The organism is Rhodophyticola sp. SM2404, from assembly GCF_053570515.1.
Genome location: NZ_JBSEDL010000006.1, coordinates 71,848 through 97,661 on the forward strand (window position 1 = coordinate 71,848; position 25,814 = coordinate 97,661).

Annotated in this window: 22 protein-coding genes, 1 tRNA gene and 1 pseudogene; 7 read left to right on the plus strand and 17 right to left on the minus strand. The window is 59.3% G+C overall.

All coding sequences use genetic code 11. From position 1 onward, the window contains the following. Window positions 1–139: 139 nt before the first annotated feature. Window positions 140–409, minus strand: coding sequence for a hypothetical protein (locus ACTYEO_RS10620; protein ID WP_449323720.1), 270 nt, complete (start codon window positions 407–409; stop codon window positions 140–142). A 20-nt stretch (window positions 410–429) separates the two neighbouring features. Next, window positions 430–3,213, minus strand: a complete 2,784-nt coding sequence (locus tag ACTYEO_RS10625; RefSeq protein WP_449323721.1) for a [protein-PII] uridylyltransferase family protein — start codon at window positions 3,211–3,213, stop codon at window positions 430–432. Window positions 3,214–3,297: 84 nt separating this feature from the next. On the opposite strand from ACTYEO_RS10625, the gene ACTYEO_RS10630 reads away from it, so the two are divergent. The 3 genes from ACTYEO_RS10630 (at window position 3,298) to speE (ending at window position 5,353) form a co-directional block, all read left to right on the plus strand. Continuing rightward, window positions 3,298–3,768: a YbaK/EbsC family protein gene (locus tag ACTYEO_RS10630; RefSeq protein WP_449323722.1), complete on the plus strand. Its 471-nt coding sequence runs from the start codon at window positions 3,298–3,300 to the stop codon at window positions 3,766–3,768. A gap of 171 nt (window positions 3,769–3,939) precedes the next feature. Beyond that, window positions 3,940–4,437 carry an adenosylmethionine decarboxylase gene (speD, locus tag ACTYEO_RS10635; protein WP_449323723.1) on the plus strand — a complete coding sequence of 166 codons (498 nt, stop codon included), beginning with the start codon at window positions 3,940–3,942 and terminating at the stop codon, window positions 4,435–4,437. Between the two features lie 61 nt (window positions 4,438–4,498). Continuing rightward, window positions 4,499–5,353 carry a polyamine aminopropyltransferase gene (gene speE / locus ACTYEO_RS10640; RefSeq protein ID WP_449323724.1) on the plus strand — a complete coding sequence of 285 codons (855 nt, stop codon included), beginning with the start codon at window positions 4,499–4,501 and terminating at the stop codon, window positions 5,351–5,353. Window positions 5,354–5,401: 48 nt separating this feature from the next. On the opposite strand, the gene ispG is transcribed toward speE, so the two are convergent. The 4 genes from ispG to ACTYEO_RS10660 all read right to left on the minus strand — a co-directional run bounded on the left by ispG (window position 5,402) and on the right by ACTYEO_RS10660 (window position 10,001). Then, window positions 5,402–6,529, minus strand: a complete 1,128-nt coding sequence (gene ispG / locus ACTYEO_RS10645) for a flavodoxin-dependent (E)-4-hydroxy-3-methylbut-2-enyl-diphosphate synthase (protein ID WP_449323725.1) — start codon at window positions 6,527–6,529, stop codon at window positions 5,402–5,404. 104 nt (window positions 6,530–6,633) lie between these two features. Then, complete coding sequence (locus ACTYEO_RS10650; RefSeq protein WP_449323726.1) at window positions 6,634–7,830, minus strand: helix-turn-helix domain-containing protein; 1,197 nt, start codon at window positions 7,828–7,830, stop codon at window positions 6,634–6,636. A gap of 154 nt (window positions 7,831–7,984) precedes the next feature. Beyond that, a complete protein-coding gene (hemA, locus tag ACTYEO_RS10655; RefSeq protein WP_449323727.1) occupies window positions 7,985–9,208 on the minus strand; it encodes a 5-aminolevulinate synthase in 1,224 nt (407 codons plus the stop codon). 190 nt (window positions 9,209–9,398) lie between these two features. After that, complete coding sequence (locus ACTYEO_RS10660) at window positions 9,399–10,001, minus strand: 5-aminolevulic acid synthase (protein ID WP_449323728.1); 603 nt, start codon at window positions 9,999–10,001, stop codon at window positions 9,399–9,401. A 166-nt stretch (window positions 10,002–10,167) separates the two neighbouring features. Here ACTYEO_RS10660 and ACTYEO_RS10665 point away from each other — a divergent pair. Beyond that, window positions 10,168–11,541: pseudogene (locus ACTYEO_RS10665) on the plus strand (M20/M25/M40 family metallo-hydrolase). Here ACTYEO_RS10665 and ACTYEO_RS10670 read toward each other — a convergent pair. Genes ACTYEO_RS10670 through ACTYEO_RS10680 form a run of 3 tightly spaced genes read right to left on the minus strand, consistent with a single transcriptional unit; the run spans window position 11,530 to window position 14,524 of the window. Further along, window positions 11,530–12,903, minus strand: a complete 1,374-nt coding sequence (locus ACTYEO_RS10670) for an MATE family efflux transporter (RefSeq protein ID WP_449323729.1) — start codon at window positions 12,901–12,903, stop codon at window positions 11,530–11,532. The pseudogene ACTYEO_RS10665 and the gene ACTYEO_RS10670 overlap by 12 nt on opposite strands. A gap of 41 nt (window positions 12,904–12,944) precedes the next feature. Further along, window positions 12,945–13,865: a nickel/cobalt transporter gene (locus tag ACTYEO_RS10675; RefSeq protein ID WP_449323730.1), complete on the minus strand. Its 921-nt coding sequence runs from the start codon at window positions 13,863–13,865 to the stop codon at window positions 12,945–12,947. Then, window positions 13,850–14,524 (minus strand): DUF1007 family protein, encoded by a 675-nt coding sequence (locus tag ACTYEO_RS10680; RefSeq protein ID WP_449323731.1) that lies wholly within the window; start codon window positions 14,522–14,524, stop codon window positions 13,850–13,852. Before ACTYEO_RS10680 ends, ACTYEO_RS10675 begins: the two co-directional genes overlap by 16 nt. Window positions 14,525–14,717: 193 nt before the next feature. On the opposite strand from ACTYEO_RS10680, the gene ACTYEO_RS10685 reads away from it, so the two are divergent. Together ACTYEO_RS10685 and parE are read left to right on the plus strand one after the other, a co-directional pair. Then, window positions 14,718–15,188 (plus strand): hypothetical protein, encoded by a 471-nt coding sequence (locus ACTYEO_RS10685; RefSeq protein ID WP_449323732.1) that lies wholly within the window; start codon window positions 14,718–14,720, stop codon window positions 15,186–15,188. A 136-nt stretch (window positions 15,189–15,324) separates the two neighbouring features. Next, entirely contained in the window at window positions 15,325–17,286 is a 1,962-nt protein-coding gene (gene parE, locus ACTYEO_RS10690) for a DNA topoisomerase IV subunit B (protein WP_449323733.1), read from the plus strand. A 72-nt stretch (window positions 17,287–17,358) separates the two neighbouring features. Here the strand turns inward: parE and ACTYEO_RS10695 are convergent, their stop codons facing one another. From ACTYEO_RS10695 to ACTYEO_RS10715, 5 genes are all read right to left on the minus strand, one after another. Continuing rightward, window positions 17,359–18,408: a permease gene (locus tag ACTYEO_RS10695; protein WP_449323734.1), complete on the minus strand. Its 1,050-nt coding sequence runs from the start codon at window positions 18,406–18,408 to the stop codon at window positions 17,359–17,361. A gap of 18 nt (window positions 18,409–18,426) precedes the next feature. Continuing rightward, complete coding sequence (locus ACTYEO_RS10700; RefSeq protein WP_449323735.1) at window positions 18,427–18,780, minus strand: ArsR/SmtB family transcription factor; 354 nt, start codon at window positions 18,778–18,780, stop codon at window positions 18,427–18,429. A gap of 170 nt (window positions 18,781–18,950) precedes the next feature. After that, complete coding sequence (locus ACTYEO_RS10705) at window positions 18,951–20,006, minus strand: hypothetical protein (RefSeq protein ID WP_449323736.1); 1,056 nt, start codon at window positions 20,004–20,006, stop codon at window positions 18,951–18,953. Window positions 20,007–20,011: 5 nt separating this feature from the next. Continuing rightward, window positions 20,012–21,532 carry a ShlB/FhaC/HecB family hemolysin secretion/activation protein gene (locus ACTYEO_RS10710; protein WP_449323737.1) on the minus strand — a complete coding sequence of 507 codons (1,521 nt, stop codon included), beginning with the start codon at window positions 21,530–21,532 and terminating at the stop codon, window positions 20,012–20,014. Between the two features lie 204 nt (window positions 21,533–21,736). Beyond that, window positions 21,737–21,813 (minus strand) — tRNA-Arg (locus ACTYEO_RS10715). Window positions 21,814–21,946: 133 nt separating this feature from the next. On the opposite strand from ACTYEO_RS10715, the gene ACTYEO_RS10720 reads away from it, so the two are divergent. Beyond that, window positions 21,947–23,443, plus strand: coding sequence for a fused MFS/spermidine synthase (locus ACTYEO_RS10720; RefSeq protein ID WP_449323738.1), 1,497 nt, complete (start codon window positions 21,947–21,949; stop codon window positions 23,441–23,443). Window positions 23,444–23,465: 22 nt separating this feature from the next. On the opposite strand, the gene ACTYEO_RS10725 is transcribed toward ACTYEO_RS10720, so the two are convergent. The 3 genes from ACTYEO_RS10725 to ACTYEO_RS10735 are packed head-to-tail and all read right to left on the minus strand — an operon-like array spanning window position 23,466 to window position 25,811. After that, window positions 23,466–24,686, minus strand: a complete 1,221-nt coding sequence (locus ACTYEO_RS10725; protein WP_449323739.1) for a cysteine desulfurase — start codon at window positions 24,684–24,686, stop codon at window positions 23,466–23,468. 16 nt (window positions 24,687–24,702) lie between these two features. Continuing rightward, window positions 24,703–25,314: a Yip1 family protein gene (locus tag ACTYEO_RS10730; protein WP_449323740.1), complete on the minus strand. Its 612-nt coding sequence runs from the start codon at window positions 25,312–25,314 to the stop codon at window positions 24,703–24,705. Next, entirely contained in the window at window positions 25,311–25,811 is a 501-nt protein-coding gene (locus ACTYEO_RS10735) for a YIP1 family protein (RefSeq protein WP_449323741.1), read from the minus strand. Before ACTYEO_RS10735 ends, ACTYEO_RS10730 begins: the two co-directional genes overlap by 4 nt. Window positions 25,812–25,814: the final 3 nt, after the last annotated feature.

Here is a 25,814-nt window from a genome sequence, read left to right on the forward strand (position 1 = left end):
CGCGCGATCGCCAGACCGCCCGTAAGGGCTGGCGATTTTGCAATTCAATGCGCATCGTTCATATCTCATCAGGGCTTGGCAGATATAAAGCGCTTCGGCGCAAAAGACGGATCGCCACCCCGTCGTCTGGCGCTCGCGCTCAGCTCTCGGATAAACGCGCCGCGCGCCCGCCTCGACGCTTTGCAGCAGGCGGGGCTTTGGTGCCCTCGGTCAAAACCTGCGTCATCGGGTGGTCTGGTGCATCAGGTGCATAGACCTCCAGCAGACGCGCCAAATGCGCAGGCGCATCGACGCTGTCGATCGACAAGGCCCAATCCACAAAGATCGAGCGGCATTCCTCAAGGCTGATCCCGTCGATGCGATAGGCTTCGCGGATCAGGGCCTTTGGGTCGGTGATGTCACCCTTCATTGCAATCGTCCTATTCCGGCTCAAACCTCTTTGAGCACCCTGTCAATAATCTGCGCCGAGGCCTCGCGCGCCTGTGCCAATTTCAAAGCCAAATCCTTGGCGTCTTTCGCCCCCGCCGCACGGGCCAGAAACCCTTGCCCGCCAATTCCCAATTCATCTGGATCAAGCGGGCGCTCCGTCAAGAGGCGACCTGCCTGATTTACCGTTGAGAAGAGCCGATGGGAAGCGCGCAAAACCTCCGCATCCTCACCCTGTAGCCATCCGATCTGCGCACCCGCCCGCAATTGCCCCTCAACCTGTCGCACAGGATCGGCCGCCATCAAAGCCGCAGCCTGCGCGCAAAGCTCGATATCCTGCATCCCGCCCTTGCCCTCTTTCACCTCGAAGGTCGAGCCCTTGCGCCCCGCTGCCTGCAATCGCGCCCGCATTTGTGCCGCATCCTTCACTACAAGGGCGCGCGCGGCTTTGGCCTTCAGCACATTTTGGCGGATCGCTTCGATATCGGCCAAAAGGCTGGCCTCCCCCGCAATGGGCCGCGCGCGGGTCAGCGCCATATGCTCCCAAGTCCAGGCCTCATGATGTTGGTAATGATCAAACGCCTCCAGCCCCGTGGCCACTGGCCCTTGCCGTCCCGAGGGGCGCAGCCGCATATCAACCTCATAGAGCTTACCCTCAGCCGTCGGCACGCTAAGCGCCGTGACAAGGGTTTTGGTGGCTTTGGCAAACCAGCCGCGCGGGTCCAAGGGGCGGCGACCTTCGGTCAAATCAACCCCGCCCGCATCATAGATCACGATCAGATCAAGATCAGACCCCGCTGTCAGCGCCCCTGCCCCAAGGCTGCCCATGGCCAGCACCGTACCGCCCCGTCCAGGCGCTGGACCGTGGCGTTTGGCGATCTCGGCGCAGGCAATCGGCCAAAGCGCTGTCACCACGGCATCTGCCAGCGCAGTATATTGCGCGCCTGCCTCGGCTTCATCAATCAGATCACGCAAATGATGCACGCCAATGCGGAAATGCCATTCTTTATGCCAGCGCCGCGCAGTATCCAGCGCGGCCTCATAATCCAGCCCCTCAAGCGCGGTTGAGAGCGCGCCTTGCAAGCGTTCTTTTTCGGGCCAAGGCGCAAAGAAAGCCCCGCCAAGCACCGCATCCAATACGCCTGCATTGCGCGACAGATAGCGCGACAAACCCGGCGCTGTGGCACAGATATCGCCGATCAGATCGACCAAAGACGGGTTCGCCTCGAAGAGAGAAAACAGTTGAACACCAGCAGGCAAGCCTTTGAGAAAGCTATCAAAGTTAATCAAGGCCTCATCGGGGTCGGCGGCTTTTTGGAAACAGGTCAGAAGATCGGGCTTGAGGCGATCGAAAATCTCCTGCCCGCGCGCGGACCGCAAGGCAGGATAATGCGGCCAGCGCGAGACGATTTCATGCGCAGGCTCGGACAGCTCGGGCATCGGGGCCTCAAGGCTCGTGGGATTGGGCGCAAAGAACGGCTCGCAAAGCGCATCTACCTGCGCCAGCCGCGCTTGTAATTCCTTGCGAAAGCGCTGCGTATCGCCCTCGCCCATGAAACGGGCCAAACGGTCAAAGCCTTCGGGGGATTTGGGCAGGTCATGGGTTTGGGCATCATTGATCATCTGCAAACGATGCTCCACCTCACGGTGCTGGATATAAAGCTCCGAGAGCGTGTCAGCGACATCCCCGCCGATCCAGCCTTTCGCCGCCAAGGCGGCCAGCGCATCCTTGGTGCGGCGGCCGCGCAGACCTGCGTCACGCCCGCCCGAGACCAATTGGCGGGTCTGGGCGAAAAATTCGATCTCGCGGATGCCGCCCTGCCCAAGCTTGATATTGTGTCCCTCCAGCGCCATGCCATGCAGGCCCTTATGGCTGCGGATGCGTTGGCGCATGTCTTGGGTGTCATGGATCGCCGCGAAATCCAGATGCTTGCGCCAGACAAAGGGGGTGAGGGTTTCCAAGAACCGCGCCCCTGCCGCCAGATCGCCCGCAGCGGGACGCGCTTTGATATAGGCCCCGCGTTCCCAATTGCGCCCTTCCGCCTCGTAATACCGCTCGGCCGCGGCCATGGAGATGCAGACAGGCGTGACGCTGGCATCAGGGCGCAGCCGTAGATCGGTGCGAAATACATAACCCTCGGCCGTATTTTCCCCAAGGCTGCCGGCCATTTTGCGGGTCGCGCGCACAAAGCCCGCGCGCGCTTCCATCTCGTCGGTGCCGTCAAAGCGGCTCTCGTCAAAAAGGCAGATCAAATCGATATCCGAGGAGTAATTCAACTCGGCCGCGCCCATCTTGCCCATGGCCAGCGCCACCATCCCCGCCCCGTCGCGCCACGCGTCCTCCTCCGTCTGGCCGGGGAGCTTGCCGCGCTTGGCCTCATGGGCGACATGGGCCCTCAGCGCGGTTTGCACGCAGGCATCGGCGAAATCGGTCCACGCGGTTGTGACCTGATACAGGTCCCAGATCCCGCCCAAATCCGCCAGCGCAACCATCACCGCGGCGCGTCCCTTCAGCCGCCGCAGCCCTGCATCCAGATGGCCTGCCTCAAGGGCCGCGACCTGCGCCAAAAGGGCAGTTTGCGCGGCCTCAGGCGTGCTTGAGAGAACCTCCTCCAGCCAAGGCGCTTCTTTTTGCATCAGCCCAAGCAGAAAGGGCGAACACCCCGCAGCGCCCGCGACCAAGCCTTTCAAATCATTTGGAATATCTTGCAGCGCCGCCAGCCCTTCCGCCGCGCGATCAGGGTCAAAGGCGATAGGCTCTCGGGTCAGCCTTGATGCGAAACTCATCTGCTTGGTCATATACGGGCCACTCTTGCCTCTTGCCCTTATCCTTGCAACGCTTGCGGGAACAGAACAAGGGGAAGCGTGGATATGAGCAAGAGCCTCAAACGGGTCAAGGCCGCATTGGAGGCCGCAGGGATTGAAACAGATGTGCTGGAGATGCCCGATCTGACCCGCACCGCCGCACAAGCTGCCGCCGCCGCAGGGTGCGAGATTGACCAGATCGCGAAATCCATCATTTTCCGTGCCGAGCAAAGCGGCTGTGCCGTGCTGTTCATTACCGCAGGCGGCAATCAGGTCTGCGCCGAGAAGGCCAGCGCGCTGGCAGGCGAGGCTTTGGGCAAGGCCGATGCGGGGCTGATCCGCGCGCAAACGGGTTTTGCGATTGGCGGTGTCTCTCCGGTCGGGCATCTGAGCCCGATCCGCGCTTGGGCAGACCCGCGTCTTGGCGATTTTGCCAAGATTTACGCCGCCGCGGGAACCCCGCGCCATATCTTTGCGATCACCCCGTCCGAGCTGCTGTCTGTTTCGGGCGCGGTGGAGGCCGATTTCACCCTGTGACGCAGCGCAAAACGGTTAAATTCATATTTCCTGAAATTCATTGTTGAATCGACTCGCCCTGTGCCGTAGGTGGCGCCCTTGTATCGGGGACGATCCCAACCTTGAGGCGCAAGCCTTGGGGGGGCGCTAAGGACCCACCACATCAATCTACTGGTAAGAAGGGGAGCGCCCATGACCCGCGCCAACCTCTTCCAACTGGGGACTGGTCTGGAAACAGGCGCCCATGCGGAAGACACCTGCAGCCACTCGGCTGCGCCCGACATTTTTGACGACACCCGTGAGGATCACTTCATCCGCAAGGATGGTGAAGTGTTTGCTGGCACGCATTTGATCATCGAAGTGGTAAATGGCCATGGTCTTGATGATGAAGCCCGCATCCAAACTGCCTTCCGCGATTGCGTTGAGGAATGCGGTGCCACGCTGTTGCATATCCATACGCATAAATTCTCGCCTCAAGGCGTGTCTGGCGTGGCGGTTCTGGCGGAAAGCCATATCTCCGTCCATACATGGCCCGAGATTGGATATGGCGCGTTTGACGTGTTCATGTGTGGCGATGCGCAGCCTTGGAATGCGGTTGGCGTGTTGAAACGCGCCTTTGGCACCGAGGATGTGCGCGTGAAGGAATTGCGGCGCGGCGAAGGGCTGGTTGACGCCATCGCAGCCGCCTGAGACCCGATGGGGGCCGCGGCCGCGCTGCCCCCGCCCCTGTCCCAAACATGAGGGTTAATCCATGACCGATATGACCGGCTGGAGCGTTGAGCGTCTGCATGCGGACCATTCCCAAGCCTTGCGCGAAGACCGCGTGCTTTATGACAGCAACACCGACCATCAGCGCCTGCGCGTTTTCGAGAACCCGACCTTCGGGCGCGTTCTGACCTTGGACGGGGTGGTGCAGGTCACCGAAGCCGATAATTTCATCTATCATGAAATGCTGACCCATGTGCCGATCTTGGCCCATGGCAATGTCAAACGCGTGCTGATCGTGGGCGGCGGTGATGGCGGCATGGCGCGCGAGGCGCTCAAGCACCGATCCGTCACACAAGTCACCATGGTCGAGATTGATGCAGGCGTGGTCGATTTCTGCACCGAATATATGCCCGATGTCTCGGATGGCGCTTTTGATGATCCGCGCCTTGATCTGGTGATCGCGGACGGGGCCGAATTCATGCGGCTCAATGCTGATTTCTATGACGTCATCATCATCGATTCCACCGATCCCATCGGTCCTGGCGAAGTTTTGTTCACCGACAGCTTTTACGGCCATGCCAAACGCCGCCTAACCGACGGGGGCATTCTGGTGACCCAAAACGGCGTGCCCTTCATGCAAGGCGATGAGCTGACCAATACAATGCGCGCCTTCAAAGCGCTTTTTGCGGATTGGACCTGCTATCTCGCGACGATCCCGACCTATGCGGGCGGGCCGATGGCGCTTGGCTGGGGCAGTGACGGGGCCGCGCGCCAAACCGATCTGGCCACGCTCAAAGCGCGTTTTGAAGCTGCGAATATCGAGACGAATTACTACACGCCCGAGATGCATCACGCAGCCTTCGCGCTGCCGCCCTATGTCTCGAAGCTGATGCCTTAAGGCGTGTGGTTCTTGGCCCGATAAACGGGCCAAGGCCTGCCTTGCGGCTTATTCGGCGGCGTCCTGTGCGCTCAGCGCATCCAGTTCGGCGGCCTTTTTCTCGACCTGCTCGACGATATGCTCGATCATCTGATCATTGTCGAGTTTATGGCTCTGCTTGCCCGCCAGATAGACCATGCCCGAGCCAGCCCCGCCGCCCGTAAAGCCCACATCTGTCATCAAGGCCTCACCGGGGCCATTCACGACACAGCCGATGATCGACAGGCTCATCGGGGTCTTGATATGCTCAAGCCGTTTTTCCAGCGCCTCGACGGTTTTGATCACGTCAAAACCCTGCCGCGCGCAAGAAGGGCAGGAAATGATATTCACACCCCGATGGCGCAGCCCGAGAGATTTGAGGATTTCATAGCCGACCTTCACCTCTTCCACGGGATCCGCCGAAAGGCTGACGCGGATTGTATCGCCAATCCCCATCCAAAGCAGATTGCCCAGACCAATGGCCGATTTGATCGTGCCCGAGGTCAGACCACCCGCCTCGGTGATGCCCAGATGAATCGGCGCAGTCGTGGCCTCGGCCAAGCCCTGATAGGCCGCCGCCGCCATGAACACATCCGAGGCTTTCACGGAAATCTTGAATTCGAAGAAATCATTATCCTCAAGGATGCGGATGTGATCCAAGCCGCTCTCAATCATCGCATCGGGGCACGGCTCGCCATATTTGTCGAGCAGATGCTTCTCAAGCGAGCCTGCATTGACCCCGATCCGCATGGAGCATCCGTGATCGCGCGCCGCAGCAATCACCTCACGCACACGCTTTTCATCGCCAATATTGCCCGGATTGATCCGAAGGCAGGCAGCCCCCGCCTCGGCGGCTTCAATCCCGCGCTTATAGTGGAAATGGATATCAGCCACGATCGGAACGGGGCTTTCCTTCACAATCTCCTTCAGCGCTTTGGATGAGGGCTCATCTGGCACCGAAATCCGCACAATATCCGCACCCGCATCCGCGCAGCGTTGAACCTGATCAATCGTCGCCTTCACATCCGTGGTCAGAGTGTTGGTCATGGTCTGCACCGAAATCGGCGAGCCACCCCCAACAGGCACCTTGCCCACATGGATCAAACGGCTTTCACGGCGGTCGATATTTCGCCATGGACGGATCGGGTTATGCGACATGGGCAAACAGCCTTCTCGGGTCGGGTTCAGAGCATTTGCGCATAGATTAGGCCGATGCTGCGCAAACGACAACGCAACATTCGCATTTCACCGTAAAAGGGGATTTATTGCTGTGGTTGGGTGTCGGAGGGGCTGTCACCGCTCAGGACCAAGGCCGCCACTTCGGGCAGGTCGGGGTCAGTTGTGCCATCGGCCAGCGCATAGGTTTCAAGCAGCGTATCTGCCTGCAAAACCACATTGCGCGCAACGGATGTGCCTTCGCCCGCAGGTCCGACGGTCACGCCATCAACTGCGAAAAACAACGATCCCGAATTGCCCGCGCGCAGGCTGGGGGGCTCTTCCGAGACGGGCAGCACATAGCTGTCGCCTGTGTTCAGAATGCCTTCGTAAATCACGGTGCCTGAGGCGGCAGTGACACGCACCCAAGACGGGCGCACAGCAAAAAGCATCACCTCGCCCTCGGGGCGTTCGGTCACTTGCACAGGCTCGGAATTGGCAGAGGCCAGTTGTTCGCCCTGCCCCATCGGGATAGGCGCGCCCATAGTGCCAACCTCATCAGGGTTGAGCGATGCAATCGGCTGATCCCGCGAGATCATGACCGGCGCATCCAGCACTTGCGGGCGATAGAGACGATCAAGCGCATCCACGCTTGGGGCGGCGGCAAATTCGGCAAAGCCGATATCTCCGCCCTGCTCAGCGGCAGGCGCTTGCGGCAAGGCCAGCGGATCAAGAACGGCAAGGGTTGCGGGGGCTTCTTCAATCGGCGCGAATTGTACGCGCTGGATATCTGTCAGAACTGCCCACCCGCCATAGCCCAAACCAACCGCCAGCGCGATCAGCACAGCCGCCGAGCCAAGCGCGCCCGGCTCGACATTGGCAAAGACGCGCTCTTTCTCAGGGGCGAAGGCCACACGTGAGGATTTGATGATGTCAGAGGGGTCAATCTTGCTGGGGGCCGCGCCATGGCGACGTTTCGCGCGCGAGGCCTGACCACTGGACATCCCATGAACGCCTGTGAAGCCCGTTTCTTCGCAGAATTTCGAGAAGGCCAGTTCAGGGTCCAAATTCAGATAGCGCGCATAGGAACGGACATAGCCCGCAATAAACCCCTGCGAGCTGAATGCATTGAGATCACCATTCTCAACCGCTGCAATATAGGAGGCACGGATTTTCAACTCGCGTTCGACATCCAGCAGAGATTTGCCAAGCGTCGCGCGTTCACCCCGCATCAAATCACCCAAGGCAACGCCTTCGGCAAATTGATCGTCACTGTTGTGAAGTTGCGGCTCGTGCTGCCCCATGTTGTCCCGCTCAAAGTTCCTGCAGGCTTAGTCACAGCAAATGTGCTGCCCGCATTTTGTTGCCTTCATCCCATTATAGAGCCGCCGATTCGCATCGCAGCGCTATATGCATGTTAACACAACAATAACCTGGAGATTAACAGTCGATTCTCTTTCAGCCGGCTAAATCGGCACGATTCAGCGCACAATGGCTCCATAGTTGGTCCATTGATGTCAAAAGATAGTCAATCATCTTTGGGTCATGCACGGGCGACGGCGTGAAGCGCAACCGCTCGGTCCCGCGCGGCACCGTTGGAAAGTTGATCGGCTGCACGTAAATGCCGAATTGTTCCAACAGCATATCGGACAGTTTTTTGGTATGAACGGGGTCACCCACGATCACGGGAACGATATGGCTGCCATGATCAATGATCGGCAGGCCCATGCCTTTGAGGCGCAGTTTGAGTACCTTGGCGCGCTCCTGATGCAGATCGCGCAGCGCCTGATCGGTCTTGAGATGGCGCACGGATGCCGCCGCCCCCGCAGCAACAACGGGCGGGATCGAGGTGGTGAAGATGAAGCCGGGCGCATAGGAACGCACGGCATCACACAGCTTGGCAGAGGCCGCGATATAGCCGCCCATCACACCATAGGCCTTGCCCAAAGTGCCGTTGATGATGTCGATCTGATCGGCCAGCCCCAGCTTTTCAGAGACACCGCCCCCGCGCGGGCCATACAGCCCCACGGCATGGACTTCGTCCAGATAGGTCAGCGCACCGAATTCCTTGGCCAGCGCCACAATCTCGGCAATCGGCCCGAAATCGCCATCCATCGAGTAAACGCTTTCAAACGCGATCATCTTGGGGGCGGCAGGATCATCCGCTTCCAGCTTGGCGCGCAGATCGGCCAAGTCATTATGCTTGAACACACGCTTGGCCCCGCCATTGCGGCGAATACCCTCGATCATCGAGGCGTGGTTCAACTCGTCTGAATAGGTGATCAGCCCGGGGAACAGCTTGGGCAGGGTGCTAAGCGTCGCGTCATTGGCGATATAGGCGGAGGTGAACACAAGCGCGCCATCCTTGCCATGCAGATCGGCCAATTCTTCCTCAAGCGCCTTGTGATACACCGTGGTGCCCGAGATATTGCGCGTCCCGCCCGAGCCCGCTCCTGTGGCCTCAAGCGCTTCATGCATCGCGTTCAGAACAACGGGGTGCTGGCCCATGCCAAGATAGTCATTGCCGCACCACACCGTGATGTCTTCTTGCGTGCCGTCTTCCTTGTTCCAGACAGCATGGGGGAATTGACCGCGACGTCGCTCAATATCGATAAAGGTCCGGTAGCGGCCTTCATCATGCAATTTCTGCAACGCGCTATCGAGCAGATTGTCGTAATTCACTATCATTCTCCCATTCCGGCCAGCGCATCTCTCTCCAGAGGCGCATCGCACGGCACGGCGCCGCTGTCTGAATTCAACGGCATGCCTTCCTAGTTATGTACCTCAAATAAGGCCTCCCGCCCTCTGAGCCACGTAACAAATTGCCGCGCTGATACGGTCCGCGTCAATCATATTATTCAGATTTTTGAATTTATTCTTCTGCAACCACTGTCGCGCAATCCTGCGCACCCCCATCCGCCGCGCAAGCGGCAAGCGCCTCCTCAGGGCTGGCACCGATGCCCCAATTGCCTGTGGCTTGCGAAATTGCCATGGCGCGCGGGCGGCCCAATTGGCGGAACGCCCCCCAGAGCGAGGCTGTCGCATCTGCGTTCAATTGCAGGCTGCGGCCCGCCTCCCAGCCTTCGGGGCGCACCACCAGAACAATGGCACAGTCACTGCCGCCACTGCGCGCGGCATCGCAGGCGGCAAGGGCGGCTGCGCGCGCGCCCTCTTCGCTGTGGTAATTGCCAACCGCCGCGGTCGTCTCGGGATCGGCCAGCCCCTGATCAGGGGCAATCGCCAAAGCGCCGTAATAAGCCATTTGCGGCAAGGCGCCCAAAGGAATGATCTGCTCCAGCAATTGAAGCTCAGCAGGGTTCAGGCTGTCATGGCCGATCACCTCCCAGCTCAGCGCCCCATCACGGGCAAAGACCTGATCGCGCGCCTCGCGCATGGTGGGCAGGTCTTGGGCAAACGCCGCCCCTGCCCCAGCCAAGCAAGACACCACCGCCAATACAGCCAAAGAAACCTTCATAATACCGCCCTGCCTCAACCCGTTTTACCCGCCGCGCATACCCAAAGGCCGCGCAGCCAAATCGACGCGGAACCTAGCCTGCCATCCCCCATCGGGCAAGCGCTGGACATTCCCTTTATGCTTGATACTCTGCGCCCAGACTTCACAAAAAGCGGAGCACTCCCCCATGTCCCTCGACGCGGTTCTCGCACGTATTGATGCCAATCTCGACGCCTCGACCGAACGCCTCATGGCGCTGTTGCGCATCCCCTCCATCTCGACCGATCCGGAGTATGACCAGCCCGTGAAAGACGCGGCCGAGTGGCTTTGCGCCGAATTGAACGCATTGGGGTTTGACGCCTCGGTCCGCCCCACGAACGGACATCCTATGGTGGTGGCCCATGGCGGAGGCAGCGGCCCGCATGTGCTTTTCTATGGTCACTACGACGTGCAACCCGTTGATCCAATTGATTTATGGTCACGCGACCCGTTTGACCCCGCACTCGAGGAAACGCCGAAAGGCAAGGTGATCCGCGCGCGCGGGGCATCCGATGATAAGGGCCAGTTGATGACCTTTATCGAGGCCTGCCGCGCCTATCGCGAGGAAACAGGCAGCCTGCCTGCCTAGCTGACGATCTTTCTGGAGGGCGAGGAGGAATCAGGCTCCCCCTCCCTGATCCCCTTCCTCAAGGACAATGCCGAGGAGTTGACGGCAGAAGTGGCGCTGATTTGCGACACTGGCCTGTTTGGCGAGGAAACCCCTGCCATCGTCACCCAGTTGCGCGGGCTTTTGGGCGAAGAGATCACCATAACAGGCCCCGCGCTTGATCTGCATTCGGGCATGTATGGCGGGATTTCGATGAACCCGATCCGTGTCTTGAGCAAAATCCTTGCGAATTTGCATGACGAGGCAGGCCAAGTACAGGTTCCAGGTTTTTATGACGGCGTCCCCGAGCTTGATCCCGCGATCAAGGCGCAATGGGATGCGCTGAATTTCGATGAGGCGGGCTTTTTGGGCGCTGTCGGGCTTGGCCAGCCTGCGGGTGAAGAGGGCCGCACGGGGCTGGAGATGATCTGGTCACGCCCCACCGCCGAGATTAACGGAATTTGGGGCGGCTATACGGGGGCGGGTTTCAAGACCGTGTTGCCCTCCAAGGCACATGCCAAGGTCAGCTTCCGCCTTGTGGGCCAGCAAGACCCGCATCAGCTGCGCGAGAATTTCCGCGCTTGGGTCAGCGCGCAATTGCCGCCCGATTGCGAGGTCAGCTTTGCCGATCACGGTGCCTCACCCGCCAGCCAGATGGATATCTCGCATCCCGCGTTCGAGAAAACCCGCCAAGCCCTCAGCGCGGAATGGCCGCGTGAGGCAGCTTTTATCGGCTGCGGCGGCTCGATCCCTGTGGCGGGGTATTTCAAGGAATATCTGGGGATGGACTCGATTCTGGCAGGTTTCGCCAAGGATGATGACGCGATCCATTCCCCCAATGAGAAATATGATCTGTCGAGCTTTCATCATGGCATCCGCTCATGGGCGCGGGTGCTGGAGGCGCTAAGCCGCTGAAATATCAGGCCGCGCGTCATTCAGGCGCGCGACCTTGGACCAGAAGCGGACCATCATAAAGCCCCCCGCCAGAACCAGCCCCACAACCAGACCCAGCCAAACCCCCTGCCCGCCCCAGTCAAAGACAAAGCCGAACAGGTAGCTGCAAGGAATGCCCACCAGCCAATAGCTGATCGTGGCAATAATCATCGGTACGCGCGTGTCCTGCACCCCGCGCAACAACCCCAAGGCCATAACCTGCGCGGCATCGGCCAAATGGAACAGCGCCGAGACCATCAACAACCCCACCCCGATGGCGATGATCTGATCGCGCAGCGGATCATCAGGCCCGACAAAGGCCGCGACCAGCGGCGCGGGCAAGGTCACAAACACCACAATGGTCGCCGCCACCATAATGCCCGACAAGATCAGCGCAGCGATTGCCGCCAGTCGCAGGCTGGCAAAATCCTTCACCCCCCAAGCGCGGCCCGCGCGCACCGTGGCGGCCGTGCTCAACCCCACATGCACCATGAAGGTCAGCGCGGTGATTTGCAGCGCGATCCCATGGGCGGCCAGCGTCAGTTCATCCACCCAGCCCATCATCAGCACCGAGGCCATGAACAGCGCGCTTTCCGCCAGAAGGGTCAACGCAATCGGCCAGGCAAGACGGAAGACTTGGATGAAGGCTTCCCAATCAGGGCGCCAGAAACGGGCGAAAAGCGTGTAGTCTCTCAAGCCCTGTTTGCGCGTGGCATAAAGCGCAAGGATCATAAAAATCAGAGTGTTAGAAGCGATGGAGGCCCAAGCCGCCCCGCGCAGCCCCATCTCGGGGAGGCCGAAATTGCCAAAGATCAGCAGATAGTTCAGCCCCGCATTCAGCGCTACCGCCGCCAAGGTCGCCAAAAGCACGATGCGGGTATGCTCCAGCGCCGAAAGATGGCTGCGCAACACCAGAAACATCAGCGAGGGCCAAAGCGCCCAACCCGCGATATCAAGATAACTGCGCGTATTCGCGCTGACCGTCGCCTCTTGACCCAAGGCAAGCAGGATCGGCTCGCAGAACACGAAAAGCGGCATCATCGCGGCGCTGAACACCAGCGCCAGCCACAGCCCCATCCGTGTCACGCGGCGGACCTGCACGCTGTCCTCTTGGGCAGCGGCGGCGGCCACCAAGGGCGTCACTGCCAAGGCAAAGCCCATGCCCACGATCAAAACCGTATGGAAATAGGACCCGCCAAGCGCCACCGCAGCCAGTTCAGCCACCCCATACCAGCCGATCATGATCGTATCGGTCAGGATGATCAAAATCTGCGCGACTTGGCTGCCGATCAGCGGCAGACCAAGCGCCAGAGTGGCGCGAATATGATGGCGAAGCGGGGTCATGAAACGGGCTTAGACCCGTTGGAGCCGCTTGACCAGCGCGATCAGAGCGCGCCCAAGGCCAGCCGCGTAGCCAGAAGCGCGATCAGCAACCCTACCCCCAAAGCCAGCACCGATTGCGCCACGCCAAGCCCTGCCAGATTAATCTGGCTGCGCAACACCCCCTCGCGCAGCGTCACCGAGAGGAGTGCGACAGCCACCGTCACGCTTGCCGTGCCGACACCCATCGCCAAAGCCCCTGCAATTCCTGCTACGAAAGCCCCCATTTGCGCCGTCAGGATCAACACGAAAAGCGCGCCTGTGCAGGGGCGGATGGCAACAACACCGATCAGCACGGCCAAATCCCGCAGACTGCCCGCTTGCGCCACCTGCTCAGGGGCGGGTGCATGGGCATGGCCACATGTGGCACAGGTCGCATCTGGCCCGTGATGAGGGTGGTCATGGAAGTGTTCATGGGCGTGATCAGAGCCGCGCAATTCCATCAGACCGCGCGCCCCGCGCCATGCAAGCCAAAGCCCCACCAGCGCGATCAACGCGAAACTGAGGGGTTGGAACACATCATCAGCCAACCCCGTCATCGCCTCGCGGCTGATGCCCAAAACCCAAAGCCCCAAAGCGACCAGACCGATCGCGGTGCCTGCTTGGGCAAGGCTGGAGACAAGCGCCACCAAACTGAGTTTAAGCGCCCCAACCCGCCGCGCCGCGCCATAGCCGCCAATCACCAACTTACCATGTCCGGGACCTGCGGCATGAAACAGGCCATAGGCAAAACACACCCCCATCAGCGTGGCCACGGCCCCCGCCTCACCTGCGCGCAAGGCCCGCAAGGCGCGTGCCAGCAAGGTTTGCGCCTCGCGCTGCCCCTCAAGCGCCCATTGGAAAATCACGTGGTCCCAGCCCAAGGCGAACCCTGCTACAAAGACCAAAACAATCACAATGGCTGCCAAAATCAGGGCGCGCTGCATGTGACCTCCACGCGGTCTGCAAAAATATTGCCGATTTCGGGGAAGTTATCTTCCTCATTCACCGCCCCGCCGATCTCCTGCAAGGCGGCATCAAGGGCAGCATAGGCTTCATCCAGATCGGCGCGGCGCAACTGCGCATCGCAATCCTCGCGGCCTGTGATCTCGGTTGGCAGGTTCATCTCGAAGGCGATGTAGAAGGCCTGATCATAGATCGAGGCGATCAATGCATCGCCCTGATCCCCGCCCGAAACAGGGCGGATATGGGTCGTCTCGATCTGGCCTGTTTCCGTCAGATCAAGGGAAACGGCGCTCGGCGCGCCAAACTCTAGCGGCTGACCATCCGCGCCAAATATCTCCAACCCGCCGCTGAACCCGCTATTCCAGTTCAGATCAAAGCCCAAAAGCCCGTCACGCTCGGCTTGGGTCAGGACCCCGTCAAAATCGAGGTCGAGATTGTAATCCTGCAGGATGATCAGGGAATAGAGCTCGTCATAGCGCCAAGTCACCTCAACCGCGTGCAGCGCGCCTTGCGTGTCATAGATCAGGCGCAGCCCCGCATCGATAAAGATATGGGGATGCGCCACGGCCATGCCCACGCCCGAAACCCAAATGGCGCAGCTGGCGGCAAAGCTTTTCAAAAGGCGCAAACCGACTGTCATAAGACGCAGATATAGAGGCGTGCCGCGCGAAACAACACTCCCCGCATGTGGGCAATGGCAAAACTTCGCGCATCTCCAACGGCGCTGCATTGGAAACGGATCGTTTCCGAGATTGCGCCCTAGCGTCATATTCACGCCCAGATTGGGGGGCAAACGGTAACCCTGCTAATACGGCTTCAAGGATAAACGCAAAATGCGGGTACTACGCGAATTCATTCTGGACGAAACAGGCGCAATCACCGTCGATTACGTTGTTTTGTCTGCGGCGGCAGTGGGCATGGCCATTGCGACAACGGATGTTTTGCGCGTTGGCATTGGCGATATGACCTCCAATCTCGAAGAACAATTGCGCACGCGCAACCTCTCGGATGACTTCGTGGTTTTCGACGCCTCGCATTTCGGCCCGTCGATCCAGTCGGGCTTTATGAATGAAACTGACGCCAATGAATTGTTCAATCTGGCCAACCAAATGACCAATGCCAGCATCATGTCGCTGCTTGAGGAAGGTTTCACCGCCTTGTCGAACGGGGTTGAACTCTCGGATATGGATTATGCCGAGCTTTCGGCTGTTGCCTCGGTTGCCCGTCAGCGAAATATCGCAGATTCCCAGATGCTGGATGCCTTCTTCGCGGGTGAAGGTGGCGGCCCTGTAATGACCAATTAAGCCGCGCCTCGCCCCGTTTCATCCCCGCCGCGCCTGCATCTGCGCATAAAACGGGCCAAGCAGGCCCCAAGCTCCCTTCCCCATCCTCCCCAAACCTGCCAATATGTAGGAAACTACATACAAGATAGAGCAGACGATGGCCGACGACCTTCTTAAGGGCGCTTCCCCCGAGCAAACCTATGACGCGACCTCTATTGAGGTTCTGGAAGGGCTGGAGCCCGTCCGCAAACGCCCCGGCATGTATATCGGCGGCACGGATGAGCGCGCGCTGCATCATTTGGTGGCCGAGGTTCTCGACAACTCGATGGATGAGGCCGTCGCGGGCCATGCCAACCGCATCGAAGTAGAATTGAACGAGGATTATTCGGTCACGATCCGCGATAATGGCCGTGGCATCCCGATCGATCCGCACCCCAAATTCCCTGACAAATCCGCGCTTGAGGTGATCCTTTGCACTTTGCATGCGGGCGGTAAATTCTCGGGCAAGGCCTATCAGACCTCGGGTGGTCTGCACGGGGTTGGTATTTCGGTGGTCAATGCCCTGTCAGATCATGTGCGCGTCGAAGTCGCCCGCAACAAGGAGCTGTTCGCGCAGGAGTTTTCGCGCGGCATCCCGCAAGGCAGCGTGGAAAAGGTCGGCACGGCCCCCAATCGGCGTGGCACCTCGGTGACCTTCCATGCCGATGACCAGATTTTCGGCGCACATCGCTTCAAGCCCGCGCGTTTGATGAAAATGGTCCGCTCCAAGGCCTATCTGTTCTCGGGCGTAGAAATCCGCTGGAAAACCGCCATTGATGATGGCGAAACCCCTGTTGAGGCCGTGTTCCACTTCCCCGGTGGTCTGGCCGATTATCTGGGCGAGACCTTGGGCACCGCCGCCACCTATGCCGACAAACCCTTTGCAGGGAAGGTCGAGTTTCAGGAACGCTTCAAAGTGCCAGGTCAGGTGGAATGGGCGATCAACTGGACGCCTGTGCGCGACGGGTTCATCCAATCCTATTGTAACACCGTGCCCACGCCCGAAGGCGGCACGCATGAGGCAGGGTTCTGGGCCGCCATCCTCAAAGGCATCCGCGCCTATGGCGAATTGGTCAGCAATAAAAAAGCCGCCAGCATCACCCGCGATGATCTGGTGGCGGGCGGCTGTGCGCTGGTGTCATGCTTTATTGCCGAGCCTGAATTTGTGGGCCAGACCAAAGACCGCCTTGCCACCACCGAGGCGCAACGTCTGGTCGAGGCCGCCGTGCGCGACCGTTTTGACAACTGGCTGGCCGCCGATACGAAGTCAGCGGGCGCAATCCTTGATTTCCTTGTGCTGCGCGCCGAAGAACGCCTGCGCCGCCGTCAGGAAAAAGAGACCCAACGCAAAACTGCCACCAAGAAGCTGCGCCTTCCAGGCAAGCTGGTGGATTGCTCGGCCACGAACCGCGCGGGCACGGAATTGTTCATCGTCGAGGGCGATAGCGCGGGCGGCTCGGCCAAAATGGGGCGCAACCGCAAAACCCAAGCGCTGCTGCCCCTGCGCGGTAAAATCCTGAACGTGCTCGGCGCGGCCTCCTCCAAACTGGGGCAAAACGCCGAGATCAATGATCTGTGCCAAGCGCTTGGTGTGCAGATGGGCACCAAATTCAACATCGAAGACCTGCGCTATGACAAGGTCATCATCATGACCGATGCGGATGTGGATGGCGCGCATATCGCGGCCCTGCTGATGACGTTTTTCTTTACCCAGATGCGCCCGATGATCGACCAAGGGCATCTCTATCTTGCTTGCCCGCCATTGTTCCGCCTGACCCAAGGGGCCAATCGCGTCTATTGCCTTGATGAGACCGAGAAAGCCGACTGGATGGAGAAGGGCTTGGGCGGCAAGGGCAAGATCGATGTCAGCCGCTTCAAGGGTTTGGGGGAAATGGATGCCAAGGACCTCAAGGAAACCACGATGGACCCCGCCTCGCGCAAATTGATCCGCGTGACGATCGACGAAGACGCACCCGGAGAAACCGGCGATCTGGTCGAGCGGCTGATGGGCAAGAAACCCGAGATGCGCTTCCAATATATTCAGGAAAACGCGCGCTTTGTGGAAGAATTGGATGTTTAGCCTGTAAGGCAATGGGGGCGGCTCGGTTTGAGCCACCCCCTCTTCATCTCACCATGTCTTGGTCGCGCGCCCTCAAACCTGTGTCCAGATCTGGAACAGAAGGCCCGACAGGAACGCCCCTGTCAGCGAGAACCCGATATAGGCCACAAAGACGGGCCAGCGCGCCAAGGCCCAAACCGCAATCGCTGCGGGAATGGAGGTCACCCCGCCGGCCACCAGAAAGGCCAGCCCTGCCCCTGCGGCCATGCCCTGCTCGATCAAACCGCCCACCAAGGGCAGCGCGGCATAGCCGTTGAGATAGGCAGGCACACCCACCAGCGTCGCTGTGATAATCGGCAGCAACCCTTGCCCGCCAAGCACCGCCGAGACCCGCTCAGCTGGTACAAAATGCAGCATCAGGGCTTCAAGGATAAAGGCGAGAAACAGCCATTTCGCGAGGAAATTGGTGTTCTTCAAAGCCTCCTTGCCGAATTTTCCAAGACGCTCGGCATCGGTCCAGAATTTCCACACAACCTGTTTTGGCGCGCGGATTTTCGAGCCGCCGCAGCCGCCATTGCCGATCCCTTCGCGCAAAGGATTGCTGAAGGCCCCCAGACCTGCCAGCGCATGGATACCAAGCCCGCCAAAGACCCCAAGGCCAATCGCCGCCAGCGTTTTGGCAACCGCGAAATCAACGCCCAAAACACCCGCGGTCAGAACAAACATCGAGGGGTCCATCACAGGCGAGGCAAGCCAGAAGGCCATCACCGCCGAAAGCGGCACCCCCATTGCTAGCAAAGCTGCGATCAGCGGGATCACCCCGCAAGAGCAAAAGGGCGATAATCCCCCCGCAAGGGCGGCCAGCCCGATCATGATCACAGGCGCGCCTGTGAAGGCCTTGGCAATCAGGTTATCCGCCCCCGTTGCACTCGCCCAAGCCGCAATCGCGATGGAGAACAGCAAAAACGGCGCTGTATTGATCAAAGCGCTGGTGGCGAAGATGAAACTCTCCCGCGCGAGTGCTGCATCCCACAGCAAAAGGCCCAGAAGAAGAATAAGGCAGGCAAGCCAAACCCGCTCCTGCTTGAGGAATTGCGCCAACCTCTGAGACCAATCGGGCCGCACCAGTGCTGTATCGGACATGTTCGAATTCCTTATTGGTTAAGGCTGCGCCATTGTTTCGGCATGCGCCCCGTCGGTTTGGCCATCGGTTTCACTGTCGGTTTGAAAGCCTACGCAACAGGCCTCGGTCAGAAAGGCGATGAGATGATCCATCTGCGGGTAATTCGCGCGGCAAATGATTTCGCGCCCTTGGCGGGATTGCAGAACCAGATTGCTTTTCACCAGCGCAGTCAGATGATGAGCCAGCGTTGAGGGATGCAGCGACAAAACCTCCGAAATCTCGCCAACCTTCATCCCCTCCGCGCCTGCTTTGAGCAACAACCTGAATACCGCCAAACGGCTTTCATGGCCAAGGGCGGCAAGGGCATCTGCATATCTTCGTTCATTGCTCATATAGCCATTAAAACTATAAAACTAGTTTTGTCAAAATGTTTCGCGGATAGTCTGTGTTTCTGAAACCTTCCCCATTTGGAGCAAACGGCACTCCCCACAGAAAAACACCCCCAAGCAGCAGCACTGCGCGGGGGCATAAATCGACCTAAAGTCTCATTTAGCTTTGGTGTTCAGCGCGATGATGTTCTGATCGAAATCAGGCAATGCGCCTCATCAGCATGGCGGGCGGGGATATCCCGCGCCAAGCTGTCGATCCGATTGGCATTGCGCAAAACAGACGCGTTTCTGCCCGAACCCGCATTGTCCCGCCGCGCGCCATGCCCCGATGTCAGGCAGCTTATCAGGTCCCCCTCCTGCGTGGTGACCGAGGGCGCATTCCGCGCATCCTGACGCCCCGCGACGGGTGTGATGATGTTATGGTTTTGCGAGCCACTGCTGCTGGGGGAATGGGTGGAGCTTCCGCTTGCCACGCTTGCAGAGGGGCCAAGCCTATTGGGCGTTGGACGCGGCCTTGGCACCAGAACGGGCGCAATATTCGCATTGACCGATGGAATGGTTTGCGGCTGGCTTGGCGTCCCCGTGCCGCCGAAAGACGGGGTGGGAACAGGGTGCAGTGTGACCACAGGGCTCAAGCCCGAGAAAGACGGGGTCGAGACAGGCAGGATCGTCACAACAGGCGATGTGCCGGTAAAGCTTGGGGCCAGCACGGGATGAATAATGGGCACAGGGCTTACGCCTGTGAAGGATGGCACAACAACGGGGTTCACATTAATGGCAGGGCTATAGCCACTATAAGATGGTCCGGGAATGGACTGGATGGCCCCGGGGCTGACACCTGCAAAGCTTTGAGGGGCTAGGGGTGAGATCACATAGCCGGGGCTAAAGCCTGTAATATCAGGACCAGGCGAGCTGGTGATCACCCCATGCCCCGATATCGGCGCGGTTGGGGGCAGTGGCGTTACAATGAGGGGTTGCGTATTGACCACAGGCTGGCTGCCTGATGGTCCCCCCACGCTGCCTGAAGGGTTGGTTGTTCCACCCGGAACGGTCGTGGGTGTTCCCCCAAGCCCGCCACAGGCCGCGGAATTGTAATGTGGGTTTTGCGGATGACACCACCCCAGATGCAGGCCCGGATTGGCATTTGCGGTTTGCGCAAAACCGATTGACGCACTCAGCAAGATCAAAGAGCGCCAAATTCGTGCATGTGATTTTGAAAAACGCATCATACTGGTCACCATGTTCTTGAAATAGCGAGATACAAAGCCGGATCATCGCGCGAGATGGGTCCGTCAATCAGCGGCATTGCGGCGTGGAACCTGCCAGACAGCCTGTCTGACCAGCTGAAATCAAAGCCGATACCGATCGAGGCCCCCTCTTCCGAGCGGGCAAAGCGTTCCGAGAAGGTGTTGGACGACACCCACCCCATTTCGGCGAAGGCAAAGGGCACAACTGCAAAATCGCGCCCCAGAGAGATCGCATCGGCGGTTGCAATCTCGCCGCTGATAAAGATGCCGCTATCGCCCGCAAGCTCGCCATAATCATAGCCGCGATTGATATTATGCCCGCCCATTGCAAAATTTTCCGACCCCGGCAGGACATCATTGCTGAGTTGCCCCAGAAGTTGCAGATCAATCGTCATCTCGCGCTGGTTGATCAGGGCAGAGCTGCTCCAGCCAAGCCCGAACCTTGCATATTGAAACTGATCCGCGCTGGCGGGGTCATCCGATTGCTCGCCCGCACTTAAAGACACAGCATATTCAAGCGCGTTTCCATTGGGGGTGATCCGACCATCGATCCAGATCAGACTGCCAACCACAACCGATTCATCCGAATTCACCAGCGGTGAGTCGATATCTGTTTGCGAATAGCGCAACTCGCCAATCACATAGCCATAGCGATCTGCGGTTCTCACCGTGGGCTGGCCATAGGCCAAGATCGCGGTATTGCCCGAGCTGTCCACTGTGCTCAGCGTTCCCCGCGCGTCATGACGTGCATTATAGCTGCCGATATAGGTCTCGACATAACCACCAGCAGGCCCCGCAGGCGTTCTATAGGCAAGCGAGCCCAGAAACTTGTCATTGCCGTCTTCCAAATTATTGGTGACCTGCAGGTTCAAGCGCAACAGATCGCCCGCCGTCAGGCTGTGATAGTAATTCTGCTCGAGACCGGTGCTGATCGCATCGCCGATCTCGCGGGATGGGGTATCCAGCGTCAGCCGTCCCCAATTCGACAGATGCTCCTCTGCGATGATCCGCATCTGGGTTGTGCCATCCTCGGGCGAGGTGACCAATTCGGCCACCGCCGTGATCGTCTCGATATCCCTGACCAGCATCAAAACGCGTTCCAGTTCGGCATGGGAAATCGCGGGATCTGCCAGCAATGGCGCCGCATAGGACTGGATCAGCGCGAACATATCGGCATCCACCCCTTCAACATGGAGCGAGCTGATCTGCCCTTCGGTGACGATGATCGCCTGCGAAGCAGCGTCAAAACGCGTTCTCGCCAGAAAATACCCGTCCTCGTGATATAATTGCTCGACGATGCGCGCGATGTTTTCACCGCTGATATCACCTTGATCAATCGCGGCATGGGCCGCGTATTGCAGCAAGGAGGAGGCCTCGTATTCGCTGACACCAACCAGATGATATTGGGGCTGTTCCTGCGCATTTGACAGCGTGGGCAGGAAGGCTGCTGCGATAAGAACCAGAAAATGAAACCGAAAGGAGCGCAGGTTTTTCAATATTGTCAGCATGATACTCGTCAAAATTCCGCCAAAAGGGTCACCGCTAGATACGACTTAAACGATACGGGTTTTACGTCAGCCTGTATAGCGTCATCATCTTTCGCTTTTGAGCGGCATGACCCTCCAAGGATAGCGCCACCGCGCCTTCGCTATGAACAGCCCACGGCGCGATCCCTGACCGATTTCAGCCATGGCTTAACTTTGAATTGAAAATGGCGCACCCGAGAGGATTCGAACCTCTGGCCTCTGCCTTCGGAGGGCAGCGCTCTATCCAGCTGAGCTACGGGTGCCTGCCCTCGCTATACCTTCCCTTTTTGCACTCTGCAATCGGTTAGAAGCCTACCCCAAAGCGCCGATATATTCCGCTTGCGTGATATATGCCGCTCGGGTCAATTGGGACGAAATGAGAGAGGCGAGATATATATGACCCGCGCAACACCGCTTTGGCTTTTGGTTTGGTTACAAGCCAGTATCTCGGCGGCCTCCTTGGTGGTCGAGATTGTGGCGGGCCGCATGCTGGCCCCGCATGTGGGCATGTCGCTTTATACATGGACCGCCGTGATCGCGGTGGTTCTGGCTGGGTTTTCCGCAGGGCATTGGTGGGGCGGACGGCTGGCCGCGCGCCCCGCGCCCCAAGCGCTCAGCCGCACGGGCGGGGCAATGTTGGGCGCGGCCCTGACCACAGCGGCGGCCGTTTTGATCCTGCCGCAGGTCGCAGGCCCCGTTCTGGCGCTGCTGAGCAGCCCTGTCTGGGGGATCACGGGGCTGACCATGGTGGTGTTTTTCCTACCCTCTTTCTTTGCAGGTGTGCCCGCCCCCGTGCTGGCGCAAATCGCGATTGATACGCAGAAAAGCTCGGGCCCCGCGCTTGGGGCGATGTTTGCCTCGGGCGCGATCGGAGCGATTGCGGGTGTGCTTTTGGCGGGGTTTGTCTTTATCTCATGGCTCGGCTCGGCGCTGACGCTGGTTGTGGTGGCCCTGCTTTATGTGGCCACGGGGCTTTGCTTTTTCTGGCTGGCGCGCAGCAAGGGATTGGAGCTGGCAGCCTTGGTCGGTCTGCTGGCAGTGGTCCTGTCGGGCTTTGCACTAGCAAGCCCCAATCCGTGCGAGCGGGAAAGCCAGTATTTCTGCCTGCGCATGGATGACCTTTCAGCCAATCCCGACAGCCCCGTGCATTTAATGGTGATTGATCATCTGGCCCATGGCATCAGCGCGCGCGACCTGCCCCAAGTGATGTTTACCGAGCATACCGCAATGCTGCACGGGCTGGCGCGGCTGCGTGCCCCGCGGCCTGATTTCACCAGTTTCCATATTGGCGGCGGCTCCTATTCCGTGCCGCGCGCCTTTGCGGCCGAGGGCACAGGCGAGATCACCGTGGCCGAGATCGACCCTGAGGTCACCGCAATGGCCGAGGATCATTTCTGGTTCGATCCCGCAAGCGCCCGCGTGCTGCATGAAGATGCCCGCCGCGCCCTTCTGACCCGCCCGAATGAGCGCTATGACATCATTCTAGGCGATGCCTTCACCGATGTGGTGGTGCCCGTTCATCTGATCACGCAGGAATTCTTTGAACTGGCCGCCAGCCGCCTGACGGAAGACGGCACCTTCATGATGAATGTGATTGACCATGAGGACCGCCTCGGCGCGGTTGCAAGCGTTGTCGCCACGATGGAGCGGGTCTTTCCCGTGGTCGAGGTCTGGACCCATCAAGCCCCGCCCGCACCCCGGCAGCGGATGGTATTTGTTGTGGTGGCGGGCCAATCCCCAACCGATCTCGACAGTTTCGAGGCCCCTGCCCCTGACAGAATGCGCTTTGGCGCGCTGGCGGATGGCATGGTGGCGCAACTCGTCTCGGCACGCGGGACCATCCTGAGCGATGATTACGCCCCGATTGACCGCCTTATGGGACGACAGGATTGAGCAAGGCGCGCAGCAGCTGGCCTTAGGCGAACAGCTCGTGGCATAGCTCAAGCGCCTCGACCAGCACATCCACTTCGGCCTGCGTGTTATAGAGACCAAAACTCGCGCGGCAGGTGGCGTTGATGCCCATATGCTCCATCAAGGGCTGCGCGCAATGCTGGCCTGCCCGCACCGCGACGCCCTTTTTATCAAGCACCGTTGAGATATCATGCGCATGCGCCGCCCCGTCCAGCGTGAATGAGAAGATCGCACCTTTGCTGGCAGATTGGCCTTGGACACTCAGCCAATTTAGCCCGTCCAGTTTGCTGCGCGCATAATCGGTCAGCTGCTTTTCATGGGCGGCGATATTGTCCATCCCCAGCTCCATCATATATTCCAGCGCCACGCCAAGGCCGATCTGCTGCACAATGCCTGGCGTACCAGCCTCGAATTTCATCGGCGGGTCGTTATAGATCACCTCATCGCGGTGCACATCGCGGATCATATCGCCACCACCGATAAAGGGCCGCATCTCGGCCATGCGCTCCTTAGTGATATGGATCGCCCCTGATCCCGAAGGCCCGTACAGCTTATGCCCCGTGATCGCGTAGAAATCGGCCCCGAGCTCCGCAAGATCAAGCGGCATATGCACCGCCGCTTGCGAGCCATCAACCAGCACAGGCACACCGCGTGCTTTCGCGCCGTCAATCACCGTTTTGACGTCAAACACCGTGCCAAGCACGTTTGACATATGGCTCATCGCGATCAGTTTGGTGCGCGGGGTGATCGCATCCAGCATCGCTTGGGGATCGAGATCGCCATTGGCATCCACATTGACCCAGACCAGCTTCACCCCCTGCCGCTCGCGCAGGAAATGCCATGGCACGATATTGGCGTGATGCTCGGCAATGCTCAGGATGATCTCATCGCCCGCCTGCATGCGCGGCGCGGCCCATCCATAAGAGACTAGATTGATCGCCTCGGTCGTGCCGGAGGTGAACACGATCTCTTCTTCGTCTTTCACGCCCAAGAATTTGGCGATGATACCGCGCACGCCTTCATATTTATCGGTCGCAAGATTGCTGAGGTAATGCAGGCCGCGATGCACATTGGAATATTCCATCGAATAGGCCTGTTTGATCGCATCAATCACCACTTGGGGCTTCTGCGCCGAGGCACCATTATCCAAATAGACTAACGGTTTTCCGTTCACTTCACGCGATAAAATCGGAAAATCGGCTCTAATATTGTCTAAATCGAACATATTACCCCTCATTGGATCAGTTTACACCAAAGCCGATGCCAAGGATCGTGAAGACCAGAGTTAGGGCGAAAGCAAGCGCGATCAATGTCACAATGATCATCACAAAAACCTGCCCTATCGATTGAAAGCCATGCAATTCCGCGATGAAATTCGCCAAGAGCCAGAAGAACAGGGCAAAGGCCAAGATACCGATGATATCGGCGATGGCAGGCAACATGATTATGATAAAAACAAGCTGGATGACCTGCAGGCAGATAAAGATGAATTGCAGCCAGATCATCACGGCCAATGCGCCGTCAAAACTGCCCTGCCCGCCGAAAATTCGCCCGATCTTGTCGATGCCATGGGTCACCAGAAACAGCAGCATGGCCTGAACCAGACCAAGCGCCACGGGGCTGAACAAAAGCGAGGCCTCTTCAGAGGTCAGGCCTTCGGGTATCGGCATCAGCAAGGTGACGGCTTGGGCCAGCACCATTGAGACCACCACCACAATCGCGAACAGAAGCCAGAGCGCGTTGCGCGGCAAATCCAGTGAAAGCGCCGCACGCGCGCCTTGGCGGGGCGCGGTCAGCGTGTCACGGGCCGCAAGGATCAGGCTGCGCAGATTGGTCGGATCAATCTGGATCATTCCACACCTGCCTCGGGCGCGCTCTCCGCCTCGATCAAACCCAAGATCCACATGCCCAGAAACGCACCCAAAACCAACAAACCCACCATCTGCACGCCTGCGCTGTCGCCGATAAAGCCTGTCATCAAGCCATAAAGCAACCATGCAGGCGAGGAGGCCAGCAGCGCCCAAAACAACGCCAGCCGCGAGGAATACCATGTGCCTTTGCCGCCAAACCCGCGCGCCATCAGATGCGACAGCCCTGCCAACAGATAAAGCAGGATCGGCCAGACCATCAGCATGGCGAAAAAGGTGATCGAAAGGCGCGCCTCAAGCGGCACGCTCGGATCCAGAAACGCCTCACGCGACAGACGCGGCCATTGGGCTACGAAGATCAGCCCGCAAGCAACCAACAGGAACATCAAGGCGCGATCCTCGCGGCGGCCCATGGACAGCAAGCGCCGGATCACAACCCGAGGGCGGCGCCAGCTTTGCACGATATCACGCGTGACCGACATCGC